Raw genomic sequence first — 20,614 nt, 5'->3', positions numbered from 1 at the left:
GCGGGGCTCAGCCTTTACCGAGAAGCTTTGTCAGGCCTTCAACCATCGGCGTTACCTGCGCAAATTTGAACCGCGCCAACAACCGCTGGTTATCCGCTCGCGAATGGCGGATATCACCCGATCGCGCCGCCGCATAGCTGATCGCTGGCAAGCTCCCTACAACCTTCTCCAGCGCAGCCAGCAACTGGTTCAGTGAGGTCGCCTGGTTCAGCCCGATATTCACCGCCCCCTCCTCGACCTGCGGCTGCTCCAGTGCCTGCACCATCACCTGCACCAGGTCGCCCACGTAAAGGAAGTCACGGGTCTGCTCGCCGTCACCGAACACTGTAATCGGCAAGCCCTGCACAGCGCGCTCGCAGAAGATGCTGATCACCCCGGAATACGGTGAGGAAGGGTCCTGCCGTGGCCCGAAGATATTGAAGAAGCGAAACACCACCGGCTCCAGACCATGCTGGCGACGGTAGAAGTCCAGGTACTGCTCACTGGCCAGCTTGTCCACGGCATAAGGGGTCAACGGCGCCTTGGGCGTGTCTTCGGAAATCGACTCCCCTTCACCATTGTTGCCGTACACCGCTGCGCTGGAGGCGAAGAGCACCCGGCGCACGCCATGCACGCGCATGGCTTCGCAAACGTTGAGGGTACCGATGAAGTTACTCTGGTGGGTACGCACCGGGTCTTCGACCGAGGCCTGAACCGACGCTACCGCCGCCAGATGCACCACAGCACGGCAGCCAGCCGCAGCCTGAGTGACCAGCCCTGCATCGGCAACATCACCTTCGATCAGTTCCAGCCGTGGGTGGTCGACCTGCAGATTGCTTCGCCGGCCGGTGGAGAAGTCGTCGAGAATGCGTACGGCGTAGCCTTTGTCCAACAACGCATCGCACAGGTGGGAGCCAATGAAGCCGGCACCGCCGGTGATCAGGATGGGGGCGTCAGCCATGGCGGTAGAACCGGTCCAGTAGAGGTGGCAAACCAGCGCGCCAGGCACGCGGCTTGATACCGAAGGTATGAAGGATTTTCTTGCAGGCCAGTACCGCGTGCTGTGGCTCTTCGCTGGCATCCGGGCGCGCGGCATGGGCCTGCGGCGTGGGGGCCTGAACGGCCAGCTGGCGGTATTGACCGGCCTCGGCGAGGATCGCCTGGCCCAGCGCCAGCGGCGTGGTCGCCTCATTGCCGGCGTAATGGTAGGTGCCCCACAGCGGCGCATTGCAATCCAGTTGCTTGAGCACCGACAGGATCACTCGGGCGGCATCATCAACCGGCGTCGGGTTGCCACGTCGATCATCGGCCAGCAGCAGTTCCTGTGGTTGCTCGGCACGGGTCAGGAAGCGGCCCAACGCGCCATCGATGCTCTCGTCCAGCAACCAGCCAAAGCGCAGCAACACATGCTGCGGGCAAGCCGCACGCACGCTCTGCTCTATGCGCCATAGGGCCTGGCCACGCAAGCCCAGCGGCACTGGCTCGTCCTTTTCGCTATAGGCCGTGGCCCGCGAACCATCGAACACACGGTAGCTGGAGGGCTGCACCAAGGTGATCTGATGGTGCTGGCACAGCTCTGCCAACCGCTCCACCGCCCGCTCCTGTTGAGCCAGGCGCTGCTCGCTGACCGACTCAGCCTGGAACCAGTCGAAGTAATAGGCCAGGTTCACCAGCGCGTCGGGGCGATGGTCATCGAGCAACTGAGTAAGGCTTGAGGGCGCCCAGCCGTTCTCGGGCGGGCGCGGTGCCAGGAATGCGATGTCCTCCTCGGCCCCAAGACGAATCAGCGCTTGCCCGAGGGCATTGCCACCACCCAACAGCATTAGGCGCATACGCATAGAGTCAGCAGATCCGGAGAGGTTGATGAGAAAAAAGAGTCATTTTGCGGTTTCCTGCCCGGGAAGTCCAACACCGGACCCGTTCGATGCCACAGGGGGTGATTCCACCGTTTCACTGCTCAATACCGCCACAGACAGAAATCTCCTACGACATACGAGGAATGGGCTGACTACCACGTCTCGGCATAACTGCATTGAATAGTCGACTCCCCACTTGCCAGCCAGGGAGTTTCACCTAAAAACGACAAGGAACGTTCAATGCTTCATTCGGAAGCTGCCTACCTGGATTTCTACCCAGAGGGCAACCGGCGCCTGCTTATCCGTCAGTTCGGATACTCCCCCTTCGCCGTACCGTTGGTGCTCGCTGAAGACCCGCTGCTGGTCCGTGGTTGAGCACAGGAAAATACCCCATGATCGAAATCGACTTGACGTTTGTTCTGCTACTCGCCCTGGTCGCACTGATGGCCGGCTTTTTTGATGCTATCGCCGGCGGCGGTGGCCTTATCACGCTCCCGGTGCTGTTTATTGCCGGTGTAGAACCCTTGGCAGCTATTGCCACTAACAAGTTCCAGGCAGCTTCGGCTACGGTTTCGGCTACGTGCGCCTTCGCCCGCAAAGGCATGATCGACTGGAGACGAGGCAGTCCCATGGCTGTCATGTCGTTCATCGGTGGGGCGTTGGGGGCCTTGTCGATAACTTACGTCCCCAAAAGCGTTTTGCAGACGTGCGTCCCACCACTGCTGATCCTGATCGCCGCCTACTTTGCCTTCAGTCCAAAGCCGAATGAACAAGCGCGCAAGGCAAAGGTATCGACTAGCCTATTCTGCGTGACGGCTGCACCCATCATTGGCTTTTATGACGGCATCTTCGGCCCCGGAGTCGGCTCGTTCTTCATGCTGGCCTGCGTGGTCCTCTTGGGCCAGCACCTCATTCAAGCCGTATGCACCAGCAAGCTTTTGAACGCGGCCTGTAACCTGGGCGCATTGTCAGTTTTTTCTCTCAGCGGGGCGATCATCTGGCCGCTGGCGCTGGCAATGGCGCTCGCCGCCTTTCTGGGCGCACAATTGGGGGCTCGCTGCGCAGTTCGCTTCGGCTCACGCCTCATAAAACCGCTGCTGGTCAGCGTCTGCTGCATCATGGCACTCAAACTGCTGCTCGATACCGGCAACCCGCTCGGCGATTGGCTCAACCAGTTATTCTAGAGAGCACCATGCACATTCAAAAGGCTTCCCCGCAGCGCGTGAAGTGGCAGTTTGACGAGCCCGCCCCGGGCAAAGAGCTGTTCATCAATGAAGTCTTTGAAAACTACCAGCAACAGGCGCGATTGCTGGTACCTGATATCGAGCGCGCAGCCCCCGCATTCGTATTGGGGGGCGCGCGTTCCGACTTTACCCGGCTCAACCCTCTGCTTTATCGCCTGCAAACCGCAGGCATTGGTTCACTCACTGGCAATCTGTCAGGTCATAGCCTCGCCAGCGAGCCAGGCGCAACGGCGCCGTCACTGGCGACGAACCTTGATGAAGCAAAGCGTTTCCACGCGCATATCGCGCCTCGATGCCGAACGCTCATTGGCCACAGCCTTGGCGCGGCCATTACGCTTAAGCTTGCAGCACAGTTGCCACAAGTGGACAGCATCGTATTGATCTGCCCTGCTGTTTATCCAGACGATGCCCACCAGGCGCCGTTCGGCCCGGCATTCACTGCCGCCATCAACAAGCCTTTCGGTTTTCTGGAGAGCGATAGCTACACCTTCCTCAACCAGTTTCGAGGAAGAGTATTGATGGTGATCGGCGAGTACGACGGGCTCAACTCTCAGCGATTCGGCAAAGGCCCCGGCACCAGCGCTGGCAACCTGTGGCTTGCTGGCACTGAACGCTATAGCCCGATTCCTGAAGAAGTTACCCTCGCCTTGATGCGAGCAGTTTCAGCGTCACGTTTGCAATGCCTGTTTCTTACCGACTGCGACCATGGCATCGCGGCTCATTTGCGCAGTACTCCAACAATAGCGGACCAGGTTGCGGACGCAGTAGCAACGTTCATCCTCGACAATGCTTGAGGCGTTGAGCATTACTCGATCTCGAACAGACCATTGCGCAATGGCGCCACGCTCAATCGCTCGCGCACATCGTCATCTATGCGCGGATCATCCGGCCGGTACAGTTTCACCTGCCGATACGCATTGATGCGATTGATCTCCTCGCCCAGGTATTCCCACACCACCCGGGTACAGGCCGGGTTGCGCCGGTCACCGCTGGATACGCCGGCCTTCAGGCCATTCAGCCGGGTAATGCGGCTTTTGAAGCTGGGGATGAGGATGGTCTGGCTCATTTCGTTGAATGTCAGCGACTCGTAGTCGATGAGGAACATCCGGTCCTGCAGCTGGAACGCCGCCCCCAGGTAGCGGCAGCGTACCTCGGCATGCTGATCGGTGGCGCTGGAGCGCTCCTGCCGTTCCTGACGCTCGAACAGAAAACGGCCGCGTTCTTCCCACAGGTGCACCAGCGACACGAGGGTCGTGCCCGGCACCGACATGCAGTTGGAGTACTCGAAGTAGTAACCGCAATAGCGCGAAAGGTTGCCGCCATGTTCGTGCAACGGGCGGAACAACTCGCTGATCGGGTCACTGGGTTGCTGGGCCTGGGGCGATACCCGCGCACCGATCAGACGGGCGAACTGCTCGGCGGGCAGGTTCAGTTCGTAATCCTCGACACCGAAGAAGTCGCCGATACGCTTCAGGTTGAAAGCCGTCGGACGGCTTTGCCCGCTCAGGTACTTGTTGAACTGCGCGCGGTTGATCGACAGCTGGCGGCAAACTTCGGAAATAGAGCGGTAGTGACTGCAGGCAAGTTTGAGGTTTGTAGCGAAGTGATCGCTCATATGCGGAATCCAGGTGACGCGAATGACGCCATTGTAGCATCAAGTCGCATCAAGTCAGAGCAATCCGCGAAATTGTAACCACTCTTGTCATAGCCAACCATGCGCCCCAACGAATAGCGGTGCGCCTGCCGTCCGCTGGTCTTTCCACACGAAGAATAAGAATCGAGGTCATTTTCCAATGCTCGAAGTAATCAACGATTTCCTTTCGGGGAAACTCCTCATCGTGCTGATCGTCGGGCTGGGTAGCTACTTCACCATCCGCTCCCGGTTCGTCCAGTTCCGCCACTTCACCCATATGTTCAGCGTGTTCAAGGAATCGCTGCGTGGCCAGGCAGGCCAGCTGAGCTCCTTCCAGGCCCTGATGCTGAGCCTGGCCGGCCGCGTGGGCGCCGGCAACATCGCCGGTGTCGGTATCGCAGTGACCCTGGGTGGCCCTGGTGCCGTGTTCTGGATGTGGGTTACCGCACTGGTGGGCATGTCCAGCAGCTTCTTCGAATGCACCCTGGCCCAGGTGTACAAGCGCGCTGATGGCGACGGCCTGTACCGTGGCGGCCCGGCCTACTACATCCAGCACGGGCTGAAGCGCAAGAGCATGGCCATCGTGTTCTCGATCTTGCTGCTGGTCACCTACGGCTTCGCCTTCATCGGCCTGCAGTCGTACACCGTCACCCACTCGCTGCAGAATGCCTTTGCCTTCGACCCAAGCCACACCGGTATTGTCCTGGCCGTACTGCTGGCCATCACCTTCATCGGCGGCATCAAGCGCATCGCGGCGGTGTCGGACCTGCTGGTACCCGTCAAGACCCTGGCCTACATCGGCGTGACCCTGTACGTGATCGGCACCCAGATCGAACACGTGCCAGCCATGCTGGAAACCATCTTCAAGAGCGCCTTCGGCCTCGACCCGGCGTTTGCCGGCCTGCTCGGCAGCGCCATCGTCATGGGCGTGAAACGTGGCGTGTTCGCCAACGAAGCAGGCCTGGGCAGCGCGCCGAACGTCGCCGCCGTGGCCGCGGTGAAACACCCGGGCGCACAGGGCGTGGTCCAGGCCTTCAGCGTGTTCCTCGACACCTTCGTGATCTGCACCTGCACCGCCTTGCTGATCTTGCTGTCGGGCTTCTACACCCCGGGCTTCGAAGGTGACGGCATCGTCCTGACCCAGAACTCGCTGGCCGCCGTAGTCGGTGACTGGGGGCGCGTGTTCGTCAGCGTGGCGCTGTCGCTGTTCGTCTTCACCTGCATCCTCTACAACTACTACCTCGGCGAGAACAGCCTGCAATTCCTCAGCCGTAACCGCGCAGTGTTGATGGTGTTCCGTGGCCTGGTGCTGGCACTGGTCGTGTGGGGTTCGATGCAAGACCTGTCGACCGTGTTCGCCTTCGCCGACATCACCATGACCTGCCTGGCCTTCGTCAACCTGGTGGCCCTGGCCCTGCTGTTCAAGGTCGGCCTGCGGGTCATGCGCGACTACGACGACCAGCGCAAGGCCGGTGTAAAGCAGCCTGTGTTCGACTCGTCCAAGTTTGCCGACCTGGACCTGGACCGCAATGCCTGGCCTGCCAATCCGCAGGTGGAAACAGCCACTGACAACGCAGTCGGCCAAGTTCAGACCCAGCGCTGATATCCTCCCCTGCCCAGCCGCCCCTTCCGCGGGCGGCTTTTCTTTGTCCGCTCACCGCTACGGATGCTTTCCATGCGCGCAGTAAAGAATCTTCTCGTTCTCTATACCGGTGGCACCATCGGCATGCTCGAAACCCCCGAAGGCCTGGCACCGGCCGGTGGTTTTGACGCGCGGATGCGTGAACACTTTGCCCAGATGGCCAATGCACCCCAGGTGCAATGGACACTGCACGAGCTGAACCCGCTGCTCGACAGCGCCAATATGCAACAGCACAACTGGCTGGCGATGCGCGATGCCATCGTCGCGGCGGTGGATGTCGCGGGCCACGATGGCGTGTTGGTGCTGCACGGTACCGACAGCATGGCCTACAGCGCTGCTGCGTTGTCGTTCCTGTTGCTGGGCCTGCCAGCACCAGTAGTGCTGACCGGCTCGATGCTGCCGGCAGGTGCCCCGGACAGCGATGCCTGGGACAACCTGTGCGGCGCATTGCGCCAGTTCGAACACGGCCTGGAAGATGGCGTGCAGCTGTACTTCCACGGTCAGCTGCTGCATGGCTGTCGGGCGTCGAAGCTACGCAGCGAAGCGTTCGATGCCTTTGCTGCGCTGCCACGCCACCGTGACGCTGAGCGGGCCGATACGATCCCTGCCGAGCTGGGCTACAAGCAACCGCGCAAACCGGTCAACCTGGCGGTTGTGCCGGTGTTCCCGGGGCTTCAGGCCGGGCATTTGCAGGCCTTGATCGACAGTGGTGTGCAGGGTTTGCTGCTGGAGTGCTACGGCAGCGGGACCGGGCCATCGGATGACCAGGCGCTGCTGAATGTGCTGAGCGCAGCGCGCCAGCGCGGCGTGATGCTGGCGGCTATCAGCCAGTGCCCGGAAGGCTCGGTGGTGTTCGACACCTATGCAGCGGGCAACCGCTTGCGCGGGGCCGGCCTGGTCAGTGGCGGTGGCATGACCCGTGAAGCAGCGCTGGGCAAGATGGTGGCGCTACTGGGCGCAGGGTTGGATGCTGACGCAGCAGACCGCTGGTTTGTCCTGGACCTGTGTGGCGAACGGGCTTGATCAGCGCCTTTGAGGGCCTCTTCGCGGGTAAACCCGCGCCTACGACGATTGCGTTTCCTGTGTAGAAGCGGGTTCACCCGCGAAGAGGCCCTAAAGGGTGAAAAAATGGCGGAAGGCAGCGGGAGTCGAACCTGCCCGGGAACGGCTGCCGTCCCCAACCGGGTTTGAAGCCCGGCCGCGCCACCGGGCGCGATTGCCTTCCTTGAACTCAGTGCCTGGCCTGCTGTTGGGCCAGGGCGCTGTCGGCGCGGATGTGACGCTGGTCGGCCACCCTCCGGGTCAGACCGATGCGGTCGAAGTATTCCAGAATCTGCACACTGCGCTTGCGACCGATGCCCAACATATCGCGAAACGCGGCAACCTGCACTATCTGCGTTTCGCTGGCCTGCCCCAGCATCAACGCTGCCATGCGCTGCAGCGTAGCCTCTGGATAGAACAGGTCGCGCACCACCTGATGCACCAGGCCCAGCCGGGCCAACTTGCGCAGTAACAGGCGCACATCGGCTTCGGCACGGTTCTCCTCACCCGCCAGCGTCCTGACCCAAGGTGGGTCGTATTGCCCTGCGATCAACTTCGGCTGCAGACGTGCCCACAATGCACTGTCGGCTTCGCTCAACTGCACCTTGTGGTCGGGCAGATGCAGCCATGGCCCGCTGCTGGCGATGGCGCTGTCGTCGAGCAGTTCATCCAGCAGGCTGACGAAAGCCGGCCGTTCCAGGGGCAAGGCTACAAAGCGCCGCAGGCGATCGCGGTCCGGGCCGAGCTGGTCGGGCTCTTGCTCGTGAAAGCGCGCCAGCTGTTCCAGAACCTGCTGCTTGAGCGCCTGCCATTGGGCGTTGGCGAACAGCAGTTGGCCCTGCCGGGTGGCCACCACCCGCACATCATCCGGTAACTGCCAGGTTTCCCGCAGGCGGTTGAACTGCCGCTCGAGTCGCTGCGGGCTAATGCCGCCCGGTGCACTGGCAAGCAGTGCTGGCAGTGCCTGCTCCAGATCCGCTGCATCGCGCAGCACCTGCAACTGCTGCAGACGGGCATCGCTGCGGCGTTGGCGGCTTGGGGCGAACGGGTCGAGCACCTTGCCGCCGCCCAGTGTGCGTTGGGCGCGCTGATCGCGCAGCACCAGGCGGTCGCCGTGCACGGCCTGCAACGGCGCGTTGAGCAACAACTGGGCAAACATGCGTTGGCCGGCAGCCAGGCTTTCGCCTTCGAGCAAGGCGACACGGGCCGTTACATCCTGGGTGCCGAGGTGCACATGCACAGCACTGAAATGTTCGAAAGCACGCTTCTCGCCAGGTAACAGGTTTAGCTCGATATCCACCCGAACACTGGGCGCATGCAACCATTCGGGCACCAGCCAGTCGCCCCGGTGCACCTGCTCCACGGCCAGGCGCTCGGCAGCGATGTTCAGCGCCACCCGTTGGCCTGCTTCTGCCACCAACGCGGCCTGGTTCTGTGCATGCAGGCCACGCACGCGTACCACCTTGCCGGCCTTGCCCAGCAACAACGTATCACCCGCACTGACCCGCCCGGCCAGTGCCGTGCCGGTGACCACCACACCGGCGCCGGTAACCGCAAAGGCACGGTCGACGGCCAGGCGAAAACCACCGAAGACACTACGCTGCCGTGTTCCTGCTTCGGCCTCCAGCAGGGCCTGACGCAACGCGTCCACGCCCTCCCCGCTGATGCTCGACAGCGGAAACTGCCGCGCACCGGCATATGGCCCAGGCGCCAGCAATTCACTGACTTGCATCTGCACCTCGGCCAGACGCGACGGCTCGACCCGGTCGCATTTGCTGATCGCCACCAACGCTTGGGGAATGCCCAGCAGCTCGATGATCGCCAGGTGTTCACGGGTCTGTGGCATGACACCGTCGTCGGCCGCCACTACCAACAACACCAGGTCGATGCCATGGGCGCCGGCCAGCATGTTGTGGATAAAACGCTCGTGGCCCGGCACATCGATGAAGCCGGTCAGCGGCGCGCCTTCGCTCAGCGCCGCATAGCGGTAGCCAAGGTCGATGGTCATGCCGCGGGCGCGCTCTTCTTGCCGCTGGTCGCCGGCCTGGCCGGTCAGCGCCAGCAGCAGTGCGGTCTTGCCGTGGTCGATGTGGCCAGCGGTACCAACGATCACTGCACCGGCCCCAGCTGCAGGGCTGGCAACTGGGCCAGCCACTGGGCTTCGTCATCCAGCTGGCGCAGGTCCAGCCACAGGGCATCGTCATCAATGCGGCCCAGCACCGGCACCGGTAGGTCACGCAGGGCGCGCTCCAGCACATGCAAGCTGCGCCCGCGCAACTTCTTGGACACTTGCGGGCGCAGGCACAGCGCGGCACTGGGCAAGCGTGCAACCGGCTGGCTACCACTGCCGATCATGCCCAACGCGGGCTCTACACGGATGGCCCATTGCTCGCCGAGGCGCGCCTGGAGCTCAGGCGCCAGGCGCTCGGCCTGGGCCTGGATCTCGGCCTGGCTGCGAGTCAGCAGGCGCAGGCTGGGCAGGCGCTCGGCCAGGCGATCGGGGTTACGGTACAGCGCCAGCACAGCTTCGAGTGCAGCGAGGGTGATCTTGTCGACGCGCAAGGCACGCTTGAGCGGATTTTTCTTGATCCTGGTGATCAAGTCCTTGCGGCCGACGATGATCCCGGCTTGCGGCCCCCCCAGCAGCTTGTCGCCACTGAAGGTGACGATATCGGCACCATCGGCCAGGGCCTGGCGTACCGTGGGTTCGGCGGGCAGGCCCCAGCGGGTAAGGTCGAGCAGGCTGCCGCTGCCCAGGTCTTCAAGCAGTGGCAGTTGATGTTGGTGGGCGATACGTGCCAGCTCGGCAGTAGGCACCTGGGTAGTGAAGCCCTGGATGCTGTAATTGCTGCAATGCACCCGCATCAGCAGACCGGTGCGCGGGCCGATGGCGGCCTCGTAGTCGCGGGCGTGAGTACGGTTGGTGGTGCCAACCTCGTGCAGCTTCACACCGGCACGGGCCATGATGTCGGGAATGCGGAAGGCACCACCGATCTCGATCAGTTCACCGCGAGAGATGATGCCTTCCTTGCGCGCGCCCAGGCTGTTGAGCGCTAGCAGCACGGCGGCGGCATTGTTGTTGACTACGGTGACGGCTTCGGCGCCGGTCAGCTCGCGGATCAGGCCTTCGATCAGGTCATCACGGTCGCCACGTTTGCCGGTGGCCAGGTCAAATTCCAGGTTGAGCGGGTAACGAGCCGCGGTCTGCATGGCCTCGATGGCTTCTTCCGGTAGCAAGGCGCGGCCCAGGTTGGTGTGCAGCACGGTCCCGGTGAGATTGAACACGCGGCGAACCTGGCTGCGTTGCTGGAGGACGAGGCGTTCGCCGCTGCGGCCAAGGAGGATTTCCGGAGCCAGTTCGGCGCTGCCGAGTTCGCCATGACGGGCGGGCTCGCGCAGGTCGTCGAGCAACTGGCGCAGGGTATTCAGCACGGCGTCACGGCCGTGGCGATCGATCAGAGGGAGGCAAGCCGGGTGGCGAAGGAGGGTATCGATGGACGGCAGGCGTGGGGTGTCGCTGGCTAGGCTGTTGGACATGCGGTACTACCTTGGACTGATCCGTTGTCTGTGCTGGCCCATTCGCGGGTGAACCCGCTCCTACAAGTACAGCGTGATCCGGAAGGTTGGCGCAATTACCTGTAGGTACGAAGGCAAGTCGGTGTTTCAGTGTAGACCCTCAGCCACTACCCGGGGCGAGCATCAGGTTGGGCGCCAGGCGATGGAAGCCCTCCCCGTCCAGACGTATATCCAGGGCCAGGCTGGCCAGATCATCGGCCAGCGGCTCGGCCGCCGCATCGTTCTCCAGGTAGTTCTGCTTCAGGTAGCTGTAGCACCCGGGGCAGCATTCCGCGCGCAGCGGCGCTTTGCCTGGCGCATGGCGATCATCCTCAAGGCTGGTGTAACGCAAATCCTTGCTCGACTCGCAGTACACACACTTGACCCGCACCACATGCCACTCACAGGCACACAACGAACAGGCCAGGTAACGCAAGCCGTTGTGCTTTCCACGGTTGCGCACCACCCCGGCCATCGCCGGCGAACCACAAGCCGGGCATTGGGCCAGGCTGCCGGCAGGCTTGAGCTGGTGTGCGGGCAGCGCCAGCAACCAGCTGGACCAGGCCGCCTGCAACGCGGCACCGAGAAACGGCACCAGTGCTGCAGGCACACCATCGTACTGGCCTGCCAGCAAAGCAATGCCCCAGCCCTTGCGCTGATTGTCATCACTGCCTCGTAGCACCTGCAGGGCCTCACCCATCGGGCCACGGGTTTCGCCGCTGAGGTGCTCTAGCAGTGCCTGCAACCAGACCAGCCATGGCCCTTCACGCACCAGGCTGTCAGCCGCCAGCGGCGGCAAACCATGGTCCATGCACAGGCGCTGACGCGCCTCGGCCACCGGTATGCCGCCGGGCGGATTATCCACAAGCTGCTGCTGGATGCGGCATAACCGCGCAATCAACCTCAGGTAGTCGCCAAGCGCGTTGCCCTCAGCCAGTTGCTCCAGGCGCGCGGCACGCAGTTCAAACAGGTTGGCGGCAGGCAGGTGCAGAAATGGCGGCGTGACTGCCGACGCTTCGATCTGCCCGGGTTCAAGTATGATGCTCAAGCGCTCATCCTTCTTTTCGTCCGTGATCACCCGGCGTCTTGTCGCCGGTCACTTCGCGGTACCACAACTCATGATGCTTGCGGGCCCAGGCGCGGCTGACCCAACCATGCAGCATGGCGCCGATCGAGCCCTTGATCCAGATACCGGCGTAGATGTGCACGATGATGCTGAGAATCAGCACGAAGGCCGCCAGCGCATGCAGCAGCGCAGACAAGCGAATGACATCGATGCCAAACCAATGGCTGAAGTATGCGCGCCAGATCACCACGCCACTGACCAGCAGCACCAGCATGCACACCAGCAGGGTCCAGAACAGCAGCTTCTGCCCGGCATTGTACTTGCCGATCGGCGGTACGCCCTCCTCCTCGTTGCGCATTACCCGGTCCACCCGGCGCAGCCACAGGCGGTCATTGGCGGTGATGAAGTTGGCCCGCCAGAAGCGCAATACCAGGCCGAGGAAAAACACGAACATCGCCACCCCGATGAAGGGATGCAGAATGCGCGTCCACGGCCCGCCGCCGAACAGGTTGCTGAGCCAGAATAGCGCCGGATGGAACAGCGCAAGCCCCGACAGCCCAGCCAGGATGAACAGGATCGCCACCACCCAGTGGTTGCTACGCTCGTTGGCGTTGTAGCGCAGGATGGGTTTGTTGTCGTTCATGGCCGCTGCTCCCCTTGCCCACCGGGCTGCTTCGGATCATAGACATGGACCGACGGGTCCACTTGATGCACGCTTTCGTCCGGCGGTGTCGGGTGTTCATCCTCCTCGACACGCTGTGGGCCGATCCGCACATAGTGGAAGAACCCCGCCAGCACCGCCGCGCCCATGGCCAACAGCGCCAGCGGCTTGGTGAAGCCCTTCCACAACCCCACCAACGGACTGATCACTGGCTGGTCCGGCAGGCCGGCATACAGCTTCGGTGTGTCGGCATGGTGCAGCACGTACATCACGTGGGTACCACCGACGCCATCCGGGTCGTACAACCCGGCCTTGTCGTAGCCCCGCGACTTCAGATCGACGATGCGCTCGGCCGCATGCACTTTCATCTCGTCCTTGCTGCCGAACACGATCGCCCCGGTCGGGCAGGTTTTCACGCACGCCGGCTCCAGCCCCACGCTGACGCGATCGGAACACAGGGTGCACTTGTACGCCTTGTGGTCTTTCTGCGAGATACGCGGGATGTTGAACGGGCAGCCGGTGATGCAGTAGCCGCAGCCGATGCAGTGGTCCTGGTTGAAGTCGACGATACCGTTGGCGTGCTTGATGATCGCACCCGGGCTCGGGCAGGCCTTCAGGCAACCTGGGTCGGCACAGTGCATGCAGCCGTCCTTGCGGATCAGCCACTCCAGGTTGCCGTCGTCGCGCTCGTGCTCGGTAAAGCGCATCAGTGTCCAGGTCTCGGCAGTGAGGTCCTGGGGGTTGTCGTAGGTGCCGTGGTTGTGGCCAACCTCGTCACGCAGTTCATTCCACTCCGAGCACGCCACCTGGCAGGCCTTGCAGCCGATGCACTTGGTAGTGTCGATCAGCTTGGCGACCTCCTCCTGCTGACGCACCGAGGGCGGCACGGTAGTGGTGGCCGAGCGGGCGATGATGTCTTGGCTGGCCATCAGAGTTTCTCCACTTTCACGAGGAACGACTTGGACTCTGGCGTCTGCGTATTGCCGTCACCGAGGAACGGCACCAAGGTATTGGTCAGGTAGCCATGCCGGGTAGCGCCGGTGAAGCCCCAGTGCAGCGGAATGCCGATTTGGTGCACGGTCTGATTGTTGACCTGCAGCGGGCGAATCCGCTTGGTCACCACCGCCACCGCATCGATATGCCCACGCTTGCTCGACACCCGTACCCGGTCGCCGGCCTTGATGCCTTTCTCGTTGGCCAGCACCTCGCCTATCTCGACGAACTGCTCGGGCTGGGCAATGGCGTTGAGCCGGCAATGCTTGCTCCAGAAGTGGAAATGCTCGGTCAGCCGGTAGGTGGTCGCCGCATAAGGGAACTCATCGTGCGTGCCGAGGGTGTCCCACACAGAATCGAAGATGCGCCCCGCCGGGTTGCTGGTGGCCTTCTTGTTCTGCGGGTGCAGCGGGTTGATGCCGATCGGCGTTTCGAAGGGCTCATAGTGCTCAGGGAACGGGCCTTCGGCCATCTTGTCGATGGCGAAGAAACGCGCCACGCCTTCGGGGTTCATGATGAAGGGGTTCATCCCCGCTTCGGGCGGCGAGTCGACCTTGAAGTCCGGCACGTCGGTGCCGGTCCAGGCCTTGCCGTTCCACCATACCAGGCGCTTTTTCTCCGGATCCCACGGCTTGCCTTGCGGGTCGCTGGAGGCACGGTTGTAAAGGATGCGGCGGTTGGCCGGCCAGGCCCAGGCCCAGTTCTGCACCTGATGCATGCCATACGGGTCGCTGTTGTCGCGGCGAGCCATCTGGTTGCCCTGTTCGGTCCAGCTACCGGCAAAGATCCAGCAGCCAGACGCGGTGCTACCGTCGTCCTTGAGCTGACCGAAGCCCGCCAGTTGCTGGCCCGCCTTGATCACCGCGCCAGTCGGGTCGGTGACATCGGCCACCGCCCAGCCGTTCATCTCCTTGGCCAGCTCCTCCGGGGAGGGCTCTTCAGGGATCTTGTACGGCCAGCTGATATTCATTATCGCGTCAGGATAGGCCCCCCCTTCGGCCTGGTAACGTTGGCGCAGGCGCAGGAACAGCTCGCTCATGATCTGCACGTCGGTGCGCGTCTCGCCGGGGCCGTCTGCGCCCTTCCAGTGCCATTGCAGCCAGCGGCTGCTGTTGACCAGCGAGCCGTCTTCCTCGGCAAAGCAGGTCGTGGGCAAGCGGATTACTTCGGTCTGGATAGAGGCCGTGTCGACATCGTTGAACGGCCCGACGTTACGCCAGAATTCCGAGGTCTCGGTGGCCAAGGGGTCCATGATCACCAGCCACTTGAGCTTGCCCAGTGCCGCAGTGACGCGGTTTTTGTCCGGCAGCGCGGCGATCGGGTTGAAGCCCTGGCACATATAACCATTGACTTTGCCCTGGCCCATCATCTCGAACATGCGCAGCACGTCGTAGGCCGGTACATCGAGTTTGGGCAGCCAGTCATAACCCCAGTTGTTTTCCGCCGTGGCGTTGGCGCCGTACCAGGCCTTCATCAGGCTGACGTGGAACTTGCCGTAGTTCTGCCAGTACGACAACTGCCCAGGCCGCAGCGGCTTGGAAGCGCGCTTGTCGATGTAGGCGGCGTAGTCCTGCTCGGCGTCACCGGCCAGGGTCAGGTAGCCCGGCAGCGAGTTGGACAGCAGGCCGAGGTCGGTCAGGCCCTGGATGTTGGAGTGCCCGCGCAGGGCGTTGACCCCGCCTCCGGGCATGCCGACGTTGCCGAGCAGCAACTGGACCATGGCCGCACTGCGGATAATCTGCGCACCGATCGAATGCTGCGTCCAACCTAGCGCATAAAGGATCGTCATGGTCTTGCCCGGAACCGAGCAGGAGGCGATCTCTTCCCAAACCTTCATCATGGCGTCCTGTGGCATGCCACAGGTCATGCTCGCCAGTTCCGGGGTATAGCGGCTGTAATGCTGCTTCATCAGCTGGAACACGCAGCGAGGGTGCTGCAATGTCGGGTCGACCTTGGCATAGCCGTCCTCACCCAGCTCGTAACCCCAGCCGGACTTGTCGGCATACACACGTTTGGCCTCGTCGTAACCGCTGAACAGGCCATCCTCGAAGCCATAGTTCTCTTTGACGATGAACGACACGTCAGTGTAGTTGCGCACGTACTCGTGCTGGATCTTGTCGTTGCTGAGCAGGTAGTTGATCAGCCCGCCCATGAAGGCGATATCGGTGCCGGTACGGATCGGCGCGTAGTAGTCCGCCACCGAAGCGGTACGGGTAAACCGCGGGTCGACCACAATCAGCCGCGCCTTGTTGTGCGCTTTGGCCTCGGTCACCCACTTGAAGCCGCACGGATGCGCTTCTGCTGCGTTGCCACCCATCACCAGGACCAGATTCGCGTTGGCGATATCGGACCAGTGGTTGGTCATGGCGCCACGGCCGTACGTCGGGGCAAGACTTGCCACCGTCGGGCCATGTCAGACACGTGCCTGGTTATCGAACCCCAGCATGCCTGTTGCGCGGATGACCTTGTGGGTCAGGTAGCCAGCCTCGCTGGAAGCAGCGGAAGCGGCAAGAAAACCGGTGGTGAGCCAGCGGTTGACCGTTTGGCCTTGGGCATTCTTCTCGATGAAGTTGGCATCGCGGTCCTGCTTCATCAGGTCGGCGACGCGGTCCAGCGCCTCGTCCCAGCTGACCCGCACCCACTCTTTGCTGCCCGGCTTGCGAACCTCGGGGTACTGCAGGCGGCTCGGGCTGTGGATAAAGTCCAGCAAGCCGGCGCCTTTCGGGCAAAGTGTGCCGCGGTTGACCGGGTGGTCGGCGTCCCCTTCGATATGGATGATGTTCTGTTTGACGTTCTTCCCCGCATCACCCTGGCTGTACAGGATCAGGCCGCAGCCGACCGAACAGTAGGGGCAGGTGTTACGGGTTTCTTTGGTATGCGCCAGCTTGAAGTGACGCACCTGCTCGGCGAATGCCGGCGTTGGGGCCATGCCCAACGCCGCAAGGCTCGAGCCTCCAAGGCCGACGGCGGCGACCTTGAAGAACTGCCGACGGTTCAGGTCCATCGTGCACTCCTGATCAGGTGGTGGACGCGCGGAACATTGCCGGCGCCTCTTGGTAGTCACGGTGGCGGCCAATTGATGGCCGCCAAAGGATAAGACTAGTCAAGAATCCAGAAGGTGCGATGACCTGGGTCAGTGGTGCGGCCCCGATCAGGCACGTGGCAAGTTGCGCACCACATTCAGCGCCGCACTGCTCTGCGCCACAGGCATGATCTCGATGGTATTGATATTCACATGCGCCGGCTGCTCGGCAACCCAGGCTACCGTTGCTGCGATGTCCTCCGGCAGGAGGGCCTCTACATCCCGATACAAGGCCTGCACGGCGTCCAGGTCGCCATTGAGGCGCACCACCGAGAAGTCAGTGCCTGAGCACAGCCCCGGCTCGATATTGCTCACCCGCACGCGGGTGCCAGCCAGGTCGGCACGCAGGTTGAGGCTGAACTGGCGGACGAACGCCTTGCTGGCGCCATACACGTTACCGCCCGGGTAGGGGTAAGTGCCGGCGATCGAGCCGATGTTGATGATCATGCCGCTATCGGCTTCCACCATTTGCGGCAGGATCTTGTGGGTGACCATGGCCAGGCCGGTGATGTTGGTGTCGATCATCTGCTGCCAGTTTGCGGCACTGCTGGTTTGGGCACGGTCCACGCCCAGCGCCAGCCCCGCATTGTTGACCAGCAGATCGATCTGCAGCGACGCCTCACGCAGCTGCTCGACCGCCTTCTCGAGCGATTCGGGGTCAGTGACATCCAGCGCCAGCGGAATGAAATTGACGCCCAGTTCGTCCTCAAGTGCTTTCAGTTTGTCCATGCGCCTGGCGCCACCGACCACACGGTAGCCTTTGCCGATCAGGGTGCAGCAGATGGCGCGGCCAAAGCCTGAGGAAGCACCGGTTACAAATGCGGTTTTCATTGGTTATCTCCTATCAATGGGTCAGGTCAGGTACTTCACGCCCAGGCTGATGAACAGACAGAGCATCGAGAACACCAACGCCTTGCGCACCACGTCGTTGCCTTTACGCAAGGCCAGGGAACTGCCCAGGTGGTTACCGAGGATGTTGCAGGCCACAAGTGGCAATGCCAGCAGGTAGACGACCTTGCCTGCGCTGACGAACGCCACCAAAGCACCGATGTTGGAAGCGAAGTTGAAGGTTTTGGAGTTGGCTGAACTGGAGACCAGGTCCATGCGCAGCAGGTAATGGAAAGCGATGATGAACATGCTGCCGGTACCGGGGCCGAAGAAGCCGTCATAGAAGCCGATGACCAGGCAAGTCAACGGCACTACGGTGTACAGCATTCGCGAAGACAGCTCGCGCTCCTCGACCGGACGATCCTTGGGGGTAAGGAAAATGAGAATGCCGAGGGGGATCAGTGCCAGGATGATCTTGCCCACCGTTTCCTGCGAGATCGATACGATCAGGTGAGCCCCCAGGTAGGCGCCTAATAGCGAAAACGGCACCCCGACCAACGCTACCTGCCAGACCATCTTGCTGTTGGCCAGGAAGTTGCGGATAGCCGCCAGCGTGCCGAGGGTACTGACCAGTTTTTCCTGGCCCAGTGCCACCTGGGGCGGCATGCCAACCAGCAGAAAACCCGGCACCAGGAACAAACCTCCACCCCCGGCAATGCTGTCAACGAAGCCCGCAACAAAAGCGATCGCGCCAAGCATGAGGATTGCCAGCAACCCGTGCTCCGCCCAGTAAGAACCCAACATGTCCATAGCAAAGTCCATCCAGTGGAGCGTTATGCCAGGCGCAGCCTGAGAGCGGCTGGCCTGATCGGTGCGATGATTGTAATTTCAAAAATTGAATCGATTCAATCTAAAATAAATTCAACTCAATTTAACCAATTACCATCATTACCTGCATCCGAGCTTTCATGCTAGGCTTTCGCGCTCTTGCAGAGCCTGGTGCCATCTCCATGTGGGTCCCCCAATACAGCCATCAAACACAGCCGGTTTACCTGATGATCGCTGATGCCCTTGAACAGGACATCGAACGTGGTCGGCTTGCAGAAGGCGATCGCTTACCCACGCTCAAGGACCTCGCCGAGGCGCTGAATGTAACCCCCGGCACGGTTGGCAGGGCCTACGACGAAGCAGCCAAGCGTGGTTTGGTGGCTGGCGAGGTAGGCCGAGGCACATTTGTCAGGCAACTGCGGCAGCCATTACCCGCCCCGTCGGTGCCCACACCCATTGCCGGCGAGAGTAGCCAGATCGACCTCTCGATCATCAAGCCCAACGACGCTCACATGAGCGAGTGGCTAGGCACGGCTATCCGCGAACTGGCCGCCTCCTCTGACTTGGGGCAGGTACTCGACTATGTGACAGAAGGTGGCCACACGTCCCACAAACAAGCCGGTGCGACCTGGATACAGCGCTGGCTGCCTGATGCTCGCTGGCAGCAGGTGGTACTGACTGCTGGCGCCCAGCATGGGCTGCTGGTGGCCATCAGCAGCCTGTCGAAGAGTGACGATGTGGTGCTGTGCGAGTCGCTCTGCTACCCGGGCATCATATCCCTGGCCCACAGCCTGGGCCGGCGCCTGCGCAGCGTCGCCATGGACGAACACGGGCTCATCCCGGAGGCATTGCGCGCGGCCTGCCTGGAACACCGCCCTTCCCTGCTGGTGTGCGTCACCACGCACCAGAACCCGACCAACTCGATCATGCCCCCAGCAAGGCGTCAGGCTATCGCCGAGATCGCCCGTGAGTTCGACCTGTTCATCGTGGATGACGATATCTACGGTTTTCTCGAGCCCGACCCGGGCTACAAGCCGCTTGCAGCGTATGCGCCTGAACGCTCGGTGTACCTCACCAGCCTGTCCAAAAGCGTGCTGCCGGCACTGCGCATCGGCTACCTGTACGCCCCGCCGCAAACCCTGTCGCGGTTATCATCGATGGTACGCAGCAGCGTGTGGATGCCATCGCCACTGATGGCGCAACTGGCCAGTAACCTGATCAACAGCGGCAAAGCCGACCAGCTGGTGCGTATGCAGCAACAGGAGGCGGCCGCGCGCCAGCACATGGCCCGGGAGATTCTTGGCCAATACAAGATCCGCACCCAGCCTCACAGCTTCCATATCTGGCTGGAGCTGCCAGAACCGTGGACCAGCGACGAGTTTGCCAACCTGGCGCGTGATAACGGCGTAACGGTGGTCAGCGGCAGCCAGTTCCTGCCAGAACGCAGCCACCCCACCAGCGGTGTGCGCATCGCCCTGATGGCACCCAGCCGCCAGGCACTGGGCTTTGCCCTGACCAAGCTGGCAAGCCTGCTGGATTCGGCGGAGCCGCGGTTGTTCTACTGAAAGCGATGCCAGATACGCGGTGCTGCCCATAAAAAAACCCAGGGCAACTGCCCTGGGTTTCTGGTCTTGCTGAACGCCTTACCGCTCTGATCAGAACGGAATATCGTCATCGAAGCTGTCGAAGTCAGCCGCCGGCTGCGGCGCAGGCTGTTGCGGCGCTGGGCGCTGAGGGGCCTGCTGCGGGCGCTGGGCCTGCTGGCGTGGCGGTGCCTGGTTGTACTGTTGCTGCTGGCCGCCACCGTAATTGCCGCCACCCTGGTTGTATGGGTCGCCGCCCTGCTGCTGGCCTTGCGGACGACCGCCGAGCAGTTGCATGGTGCCGTTGATGTCGACGATGATCTCGGTGGTGTAGCGCTTGATGCCGTCTTTTTCCCACTCGCGGGTCTGCAGCTTGCCTTCGATGTAGCACTGCGAACCCTTGCGCAGGTACTCGCCAGCGATTTCGGCAACCTTGCCGAACAGCGACACACGGTGCCACTCGGTACGCTCGACCTTCTGGCCCGACTGCTTGTCAGTCCACTGCTCGCTGGTGGCCAGGCTCAGGTTGGTCACGGCGTTACCGTTGGGCAGGTAGCGGACTTCGGGATCCTGGCCACAGGTACCGACCAGAATGACTTTGTTAACCCCACGGGCCATAACGT

The 20,614-nt window shown here is 62.2% G+C and carries 18 protein-coding genes and 1 tRNA gene; 6 read left to right on the top strand and 13 right to left on the bottom strand.

Features of this window, described 5'->3' with window-relative positions:
* Nucleotides 1-7 precede the first annotated feature (7 nt).
* Both KW568_RS02480 and KW568_RS02475 read right to left on the bottom strand, forming a co-directional pair.
* Nucleotides 8-940 carry an NAD-dependent epimerase/dehydratase family protein gene (locus KW568_RS02480; protein WP_003255418.1) on the bottom strand — a complete coding sequence of 311 codons (933 nt, stop codon included), beginning with the start codon at nt 938-940 and terminating at the stop codon, nt 8-10.
* On the bottom strand, nt 933-1,817 hold the full coding sequence (locus KW568_RS02475; RefSeq protein ID WP_003255419.1) for a sugar nucleotide-binding protein: 885 nt from the start codon (nt 1,815-1,817) through the stop codon (nt 933-935). The genes KW568_RS02480 and KW568_RS02475 overlap by 8 nt, the downstream gene beginning before the upstream one ends.
* 258 nt (nt 1,818-2,075) lie before the next feature.
* On the opposite strand from KW568_RS02475, the gene KW568_RS02470 reads away from it, so the two are divergent.
* From KW568_RS02470 to KW568_RS02460, 3 genes are read left to right on the top strand one after another with little or no spacing between them, the layout of a single operon-like run.
* Entirely contained in the window at nt 2,076-2,210 is a 135-nt protein-coding gene (locus KW568_RS02470; protein WP_003255421.1) for a hypothetical protein, read from the top strand.
* Nucleotides 2,211-2,227: 17 nt separating this feature from the next.
* Nucleotides 2,228-3,019 (top strand): TSUP family transporter, encoded by a 792-nt coding sequence (locus tag KW568_RS02465; protein ID WP_004576902.1) that lies wholly within the window; start codon nt 2,228-2,230, stop codon nt 3,017-3,019.
* Nucleotides 3,020-3,027: 8 nt separating this feature from the next.
* Entirely contained in the window at nt 3,028-3,873 is an 846-nt protein-coding gene (locus KW568_RS02460) for an alpha/beta hydrolase (RefSeq protein WP_004576901.1), read from the top strand.
* Nucleotides 3,874-3,884: 11 nt separating this feature from the next.
* Here KW568_RS02460 and KW568_RS02455 read toward each other — a convergent pair whose 3' ends face one another.
* Nucleotides 3,885-4,694 (bottom strand): helix-turn-helix transcriptional regulator, encoded by an 810-nt coding sequence (locus KW568_RS02455; RefSeq protein ID WP_003255426.1) that lies wholly within the window; start codon nt 4,692-4,694, stop codon nt 3,885-3,887.
* 178 nt (nt 4,695-4,872) lie between these two features.
* Between KW568_RS02455 and KW568_RS02450 the strand changes: the two genes are divergently transcribed.
* Together KW568_RS02450 and KW568_RS02445 are read left to right on the top strand one after the other, a co-directional pair.
* Nucleotides 4,873-6,315 carry a sodium:alanine symporter family protein gene (locus KW568_RS02450; RefSeq protein ID WP_004576900.1) on the top strand — a complete coding sequence of 481 codons (1,443 nt, stop codon included), beginning with the start codon at nt 4,873-4,875 and terminating at the stop codon, nt 6,313-6,315.
* A gap of 63 nt (nt 6,316-6,378) precedes the next feature.
* The gene (locus tag KW568_RS02445) at nt 6,379-7,377 is read left to right on the top strand and encodes an asparaginase (RefSeq protein ID WP_011953333.1); all 999 of its coding nucleotides are present in this window, start codon (nt 6,379-6,381) and stop codon (nt 7,375-7,377) included.
* A 106-nt stretch (nt 7,378-7,483) separates the two neighbouring features.
* On the opposite strand, the gene KW568_RS02440 is transcribed toward KW568_RS02445, so the two are convergent.
* From KW568_RS02440 to KW568_RS02400, 9 genes are all read right to left on the bottom strand, one after another.
* A tRNA-Sec gene (locus KW568_RS02440) sits at nt 7,484-7,579 on the bottom strand.
* A 6-nt stretch (nt 7,580-7,585) separates the two neighbouring features.
* Nucleotides 7,586-9,508 carry a selenocysteine-specific translation elongation factor gene (gene selB, locus KW568_RS02435; RefSeq protein WP_003255430.1) on the bottom strand — a complete coding sequence of 641 codons (1,923 nt, stop codon included), beginning with the start codon at nt 9,506-9,508 and terminating at the stop codon, nt 7,586-7,588.
* The gene (gene selA / locus KW568_RS02430) at nt 9,505-10,932 is read right to left on the bottom strand and encodes an L-seryl-tRNA(Sec) selenium transferase (RefSeq protein WP_004576899.1); all 1,428 of its coding nucleotides are present in this window, start codon (nt 10,930-10,932) and stop codon (nt 9,505-9,507) included. The genes selB and selA overlap by 4 nt, the downstream gene beginning before the upstream one ends.
* A 139-nt stretch (nt 10,933-11,071) precedes the next feature.
* Nucleotides 11,072-11,998, bottom strand: a complete 927-nt coding sequence (fdhE, locus tag KW568_RS02425) for a formate dehydrogenase accessory protein FdhE (protein ID WP_004576898.1) — start codon at nt 11,996-11,998, stop codon at nt 11,072-11,074.
* Between the two features lie 4 nt (nt 11,999-12,002).
* The gene (locus KW568_RS02420) at nt 12,003-12,659 is read right to left on the bottom strand and encodes a formate dehydrogenase subunit gamma (protein ID WP_003255435.1); all 657 of its coding nucleotides are present in this window, start codon (nt 12,657-12,659) and stop codon (nt 12,003-12,005) included.
* Complete coding sequence (gene fdxH / locus KW568_RS02415) at nt 12,656-13,606, bottom strand: formate dehydrogenase subunit beta (RefSeq protein WP_003255436.1); 951 nt, start codon at nt 13,604-13,606, stop codon at nt 12,656-12,658. The genes KW568_RS02420 and fdxH overlap by 4 nt, the downstream gene beginning before the upstream one ends.
* Entirely contained in the window at nt 13,606-16,674 is a 3,069-nt protein-coding gene (fdnG, locus tag KW568_RS02410; RefSeq protein WP_143494999.1) for a formate dehydrogenase-N subunit alpha, read from the bottom strand. The genes fdxH and fdnG overlap by 1 nt, the downstream gene beginning before the upstream one ends.
* Nucleotides 16,675-16,821: 147 nt before the next feature.
* Nucleotides 16,822-17,583 carry an SDR family NAD(P)-dependent oxidoreductase gene (locus KW568_RS02405; protein ID WP_004576896.1) on the bottom strand — a complete coding sequence of 254 codons (762 nt, stop codon included), beginning with the start codon at nt 17,581-17,583 and terminating at the stop codon, nt 16,822-16,824.
* 21 nt (nt 17,584-17,604) lie between these two features.
* Entirely contained in the window at nt 17,605-18,390 is a 786-nt protein-coding gene (locus KW568_RS02400) for a TSUP family transporter (RefSeq protein WP_003255443.1), read from the bottom strand.
* Between the two features lie 200 nt (nt 18,391-18,590).
* Here KW568_RS02400 and KW568_RS02395 point away from each other — a divergent pair, with 200 nt between their 5' ends.
* Nucleotides 18,591-19,973: a PLP-dependent aminotransferase family protein gene (locus tag KW568_RS02395; protein ID WP_259537533.1), complete on the top strand. Its 1,383-nt coding sequence runs from the start codon at nt 18,591-18,593 to the stop codon at nt 19,971-19,973.
* A gap of 90 nt (nt 19,974-20,063) precedes the next feature.
* Here KW568_RS02395 and KW568_RS02390 read toward each other — a convergent pair whose 3' ends face one another.
* Complete coding sequence (locus KW568_RS02390; RefSeq protein WP_003255446.1) at nt 20,064-20,609, bottom strand: single-stranded DNA-binding protein; 546 nt, start codon at nt 20,607-20,609, stop codon at nt 20,064-20,066.
* Nucleotides 20,610-20,614: the final 5 nt, after the last annotated feature.

It is taken from the genome of Pseudomonas sp. HD6515 (assembly GCF_024971855.1).
Taxonomy (GTDB): domain Bacteria; phylum Pseudomonadota; class Gammaproteobacteria; order Pseudomonadales; family Pseudomonadaceae; genus Aquipseudomonas; species Aquipseudomonas alloputida.
This window is presented reverse-complemented; position numbering and strand designations above follow the sequence as displayed.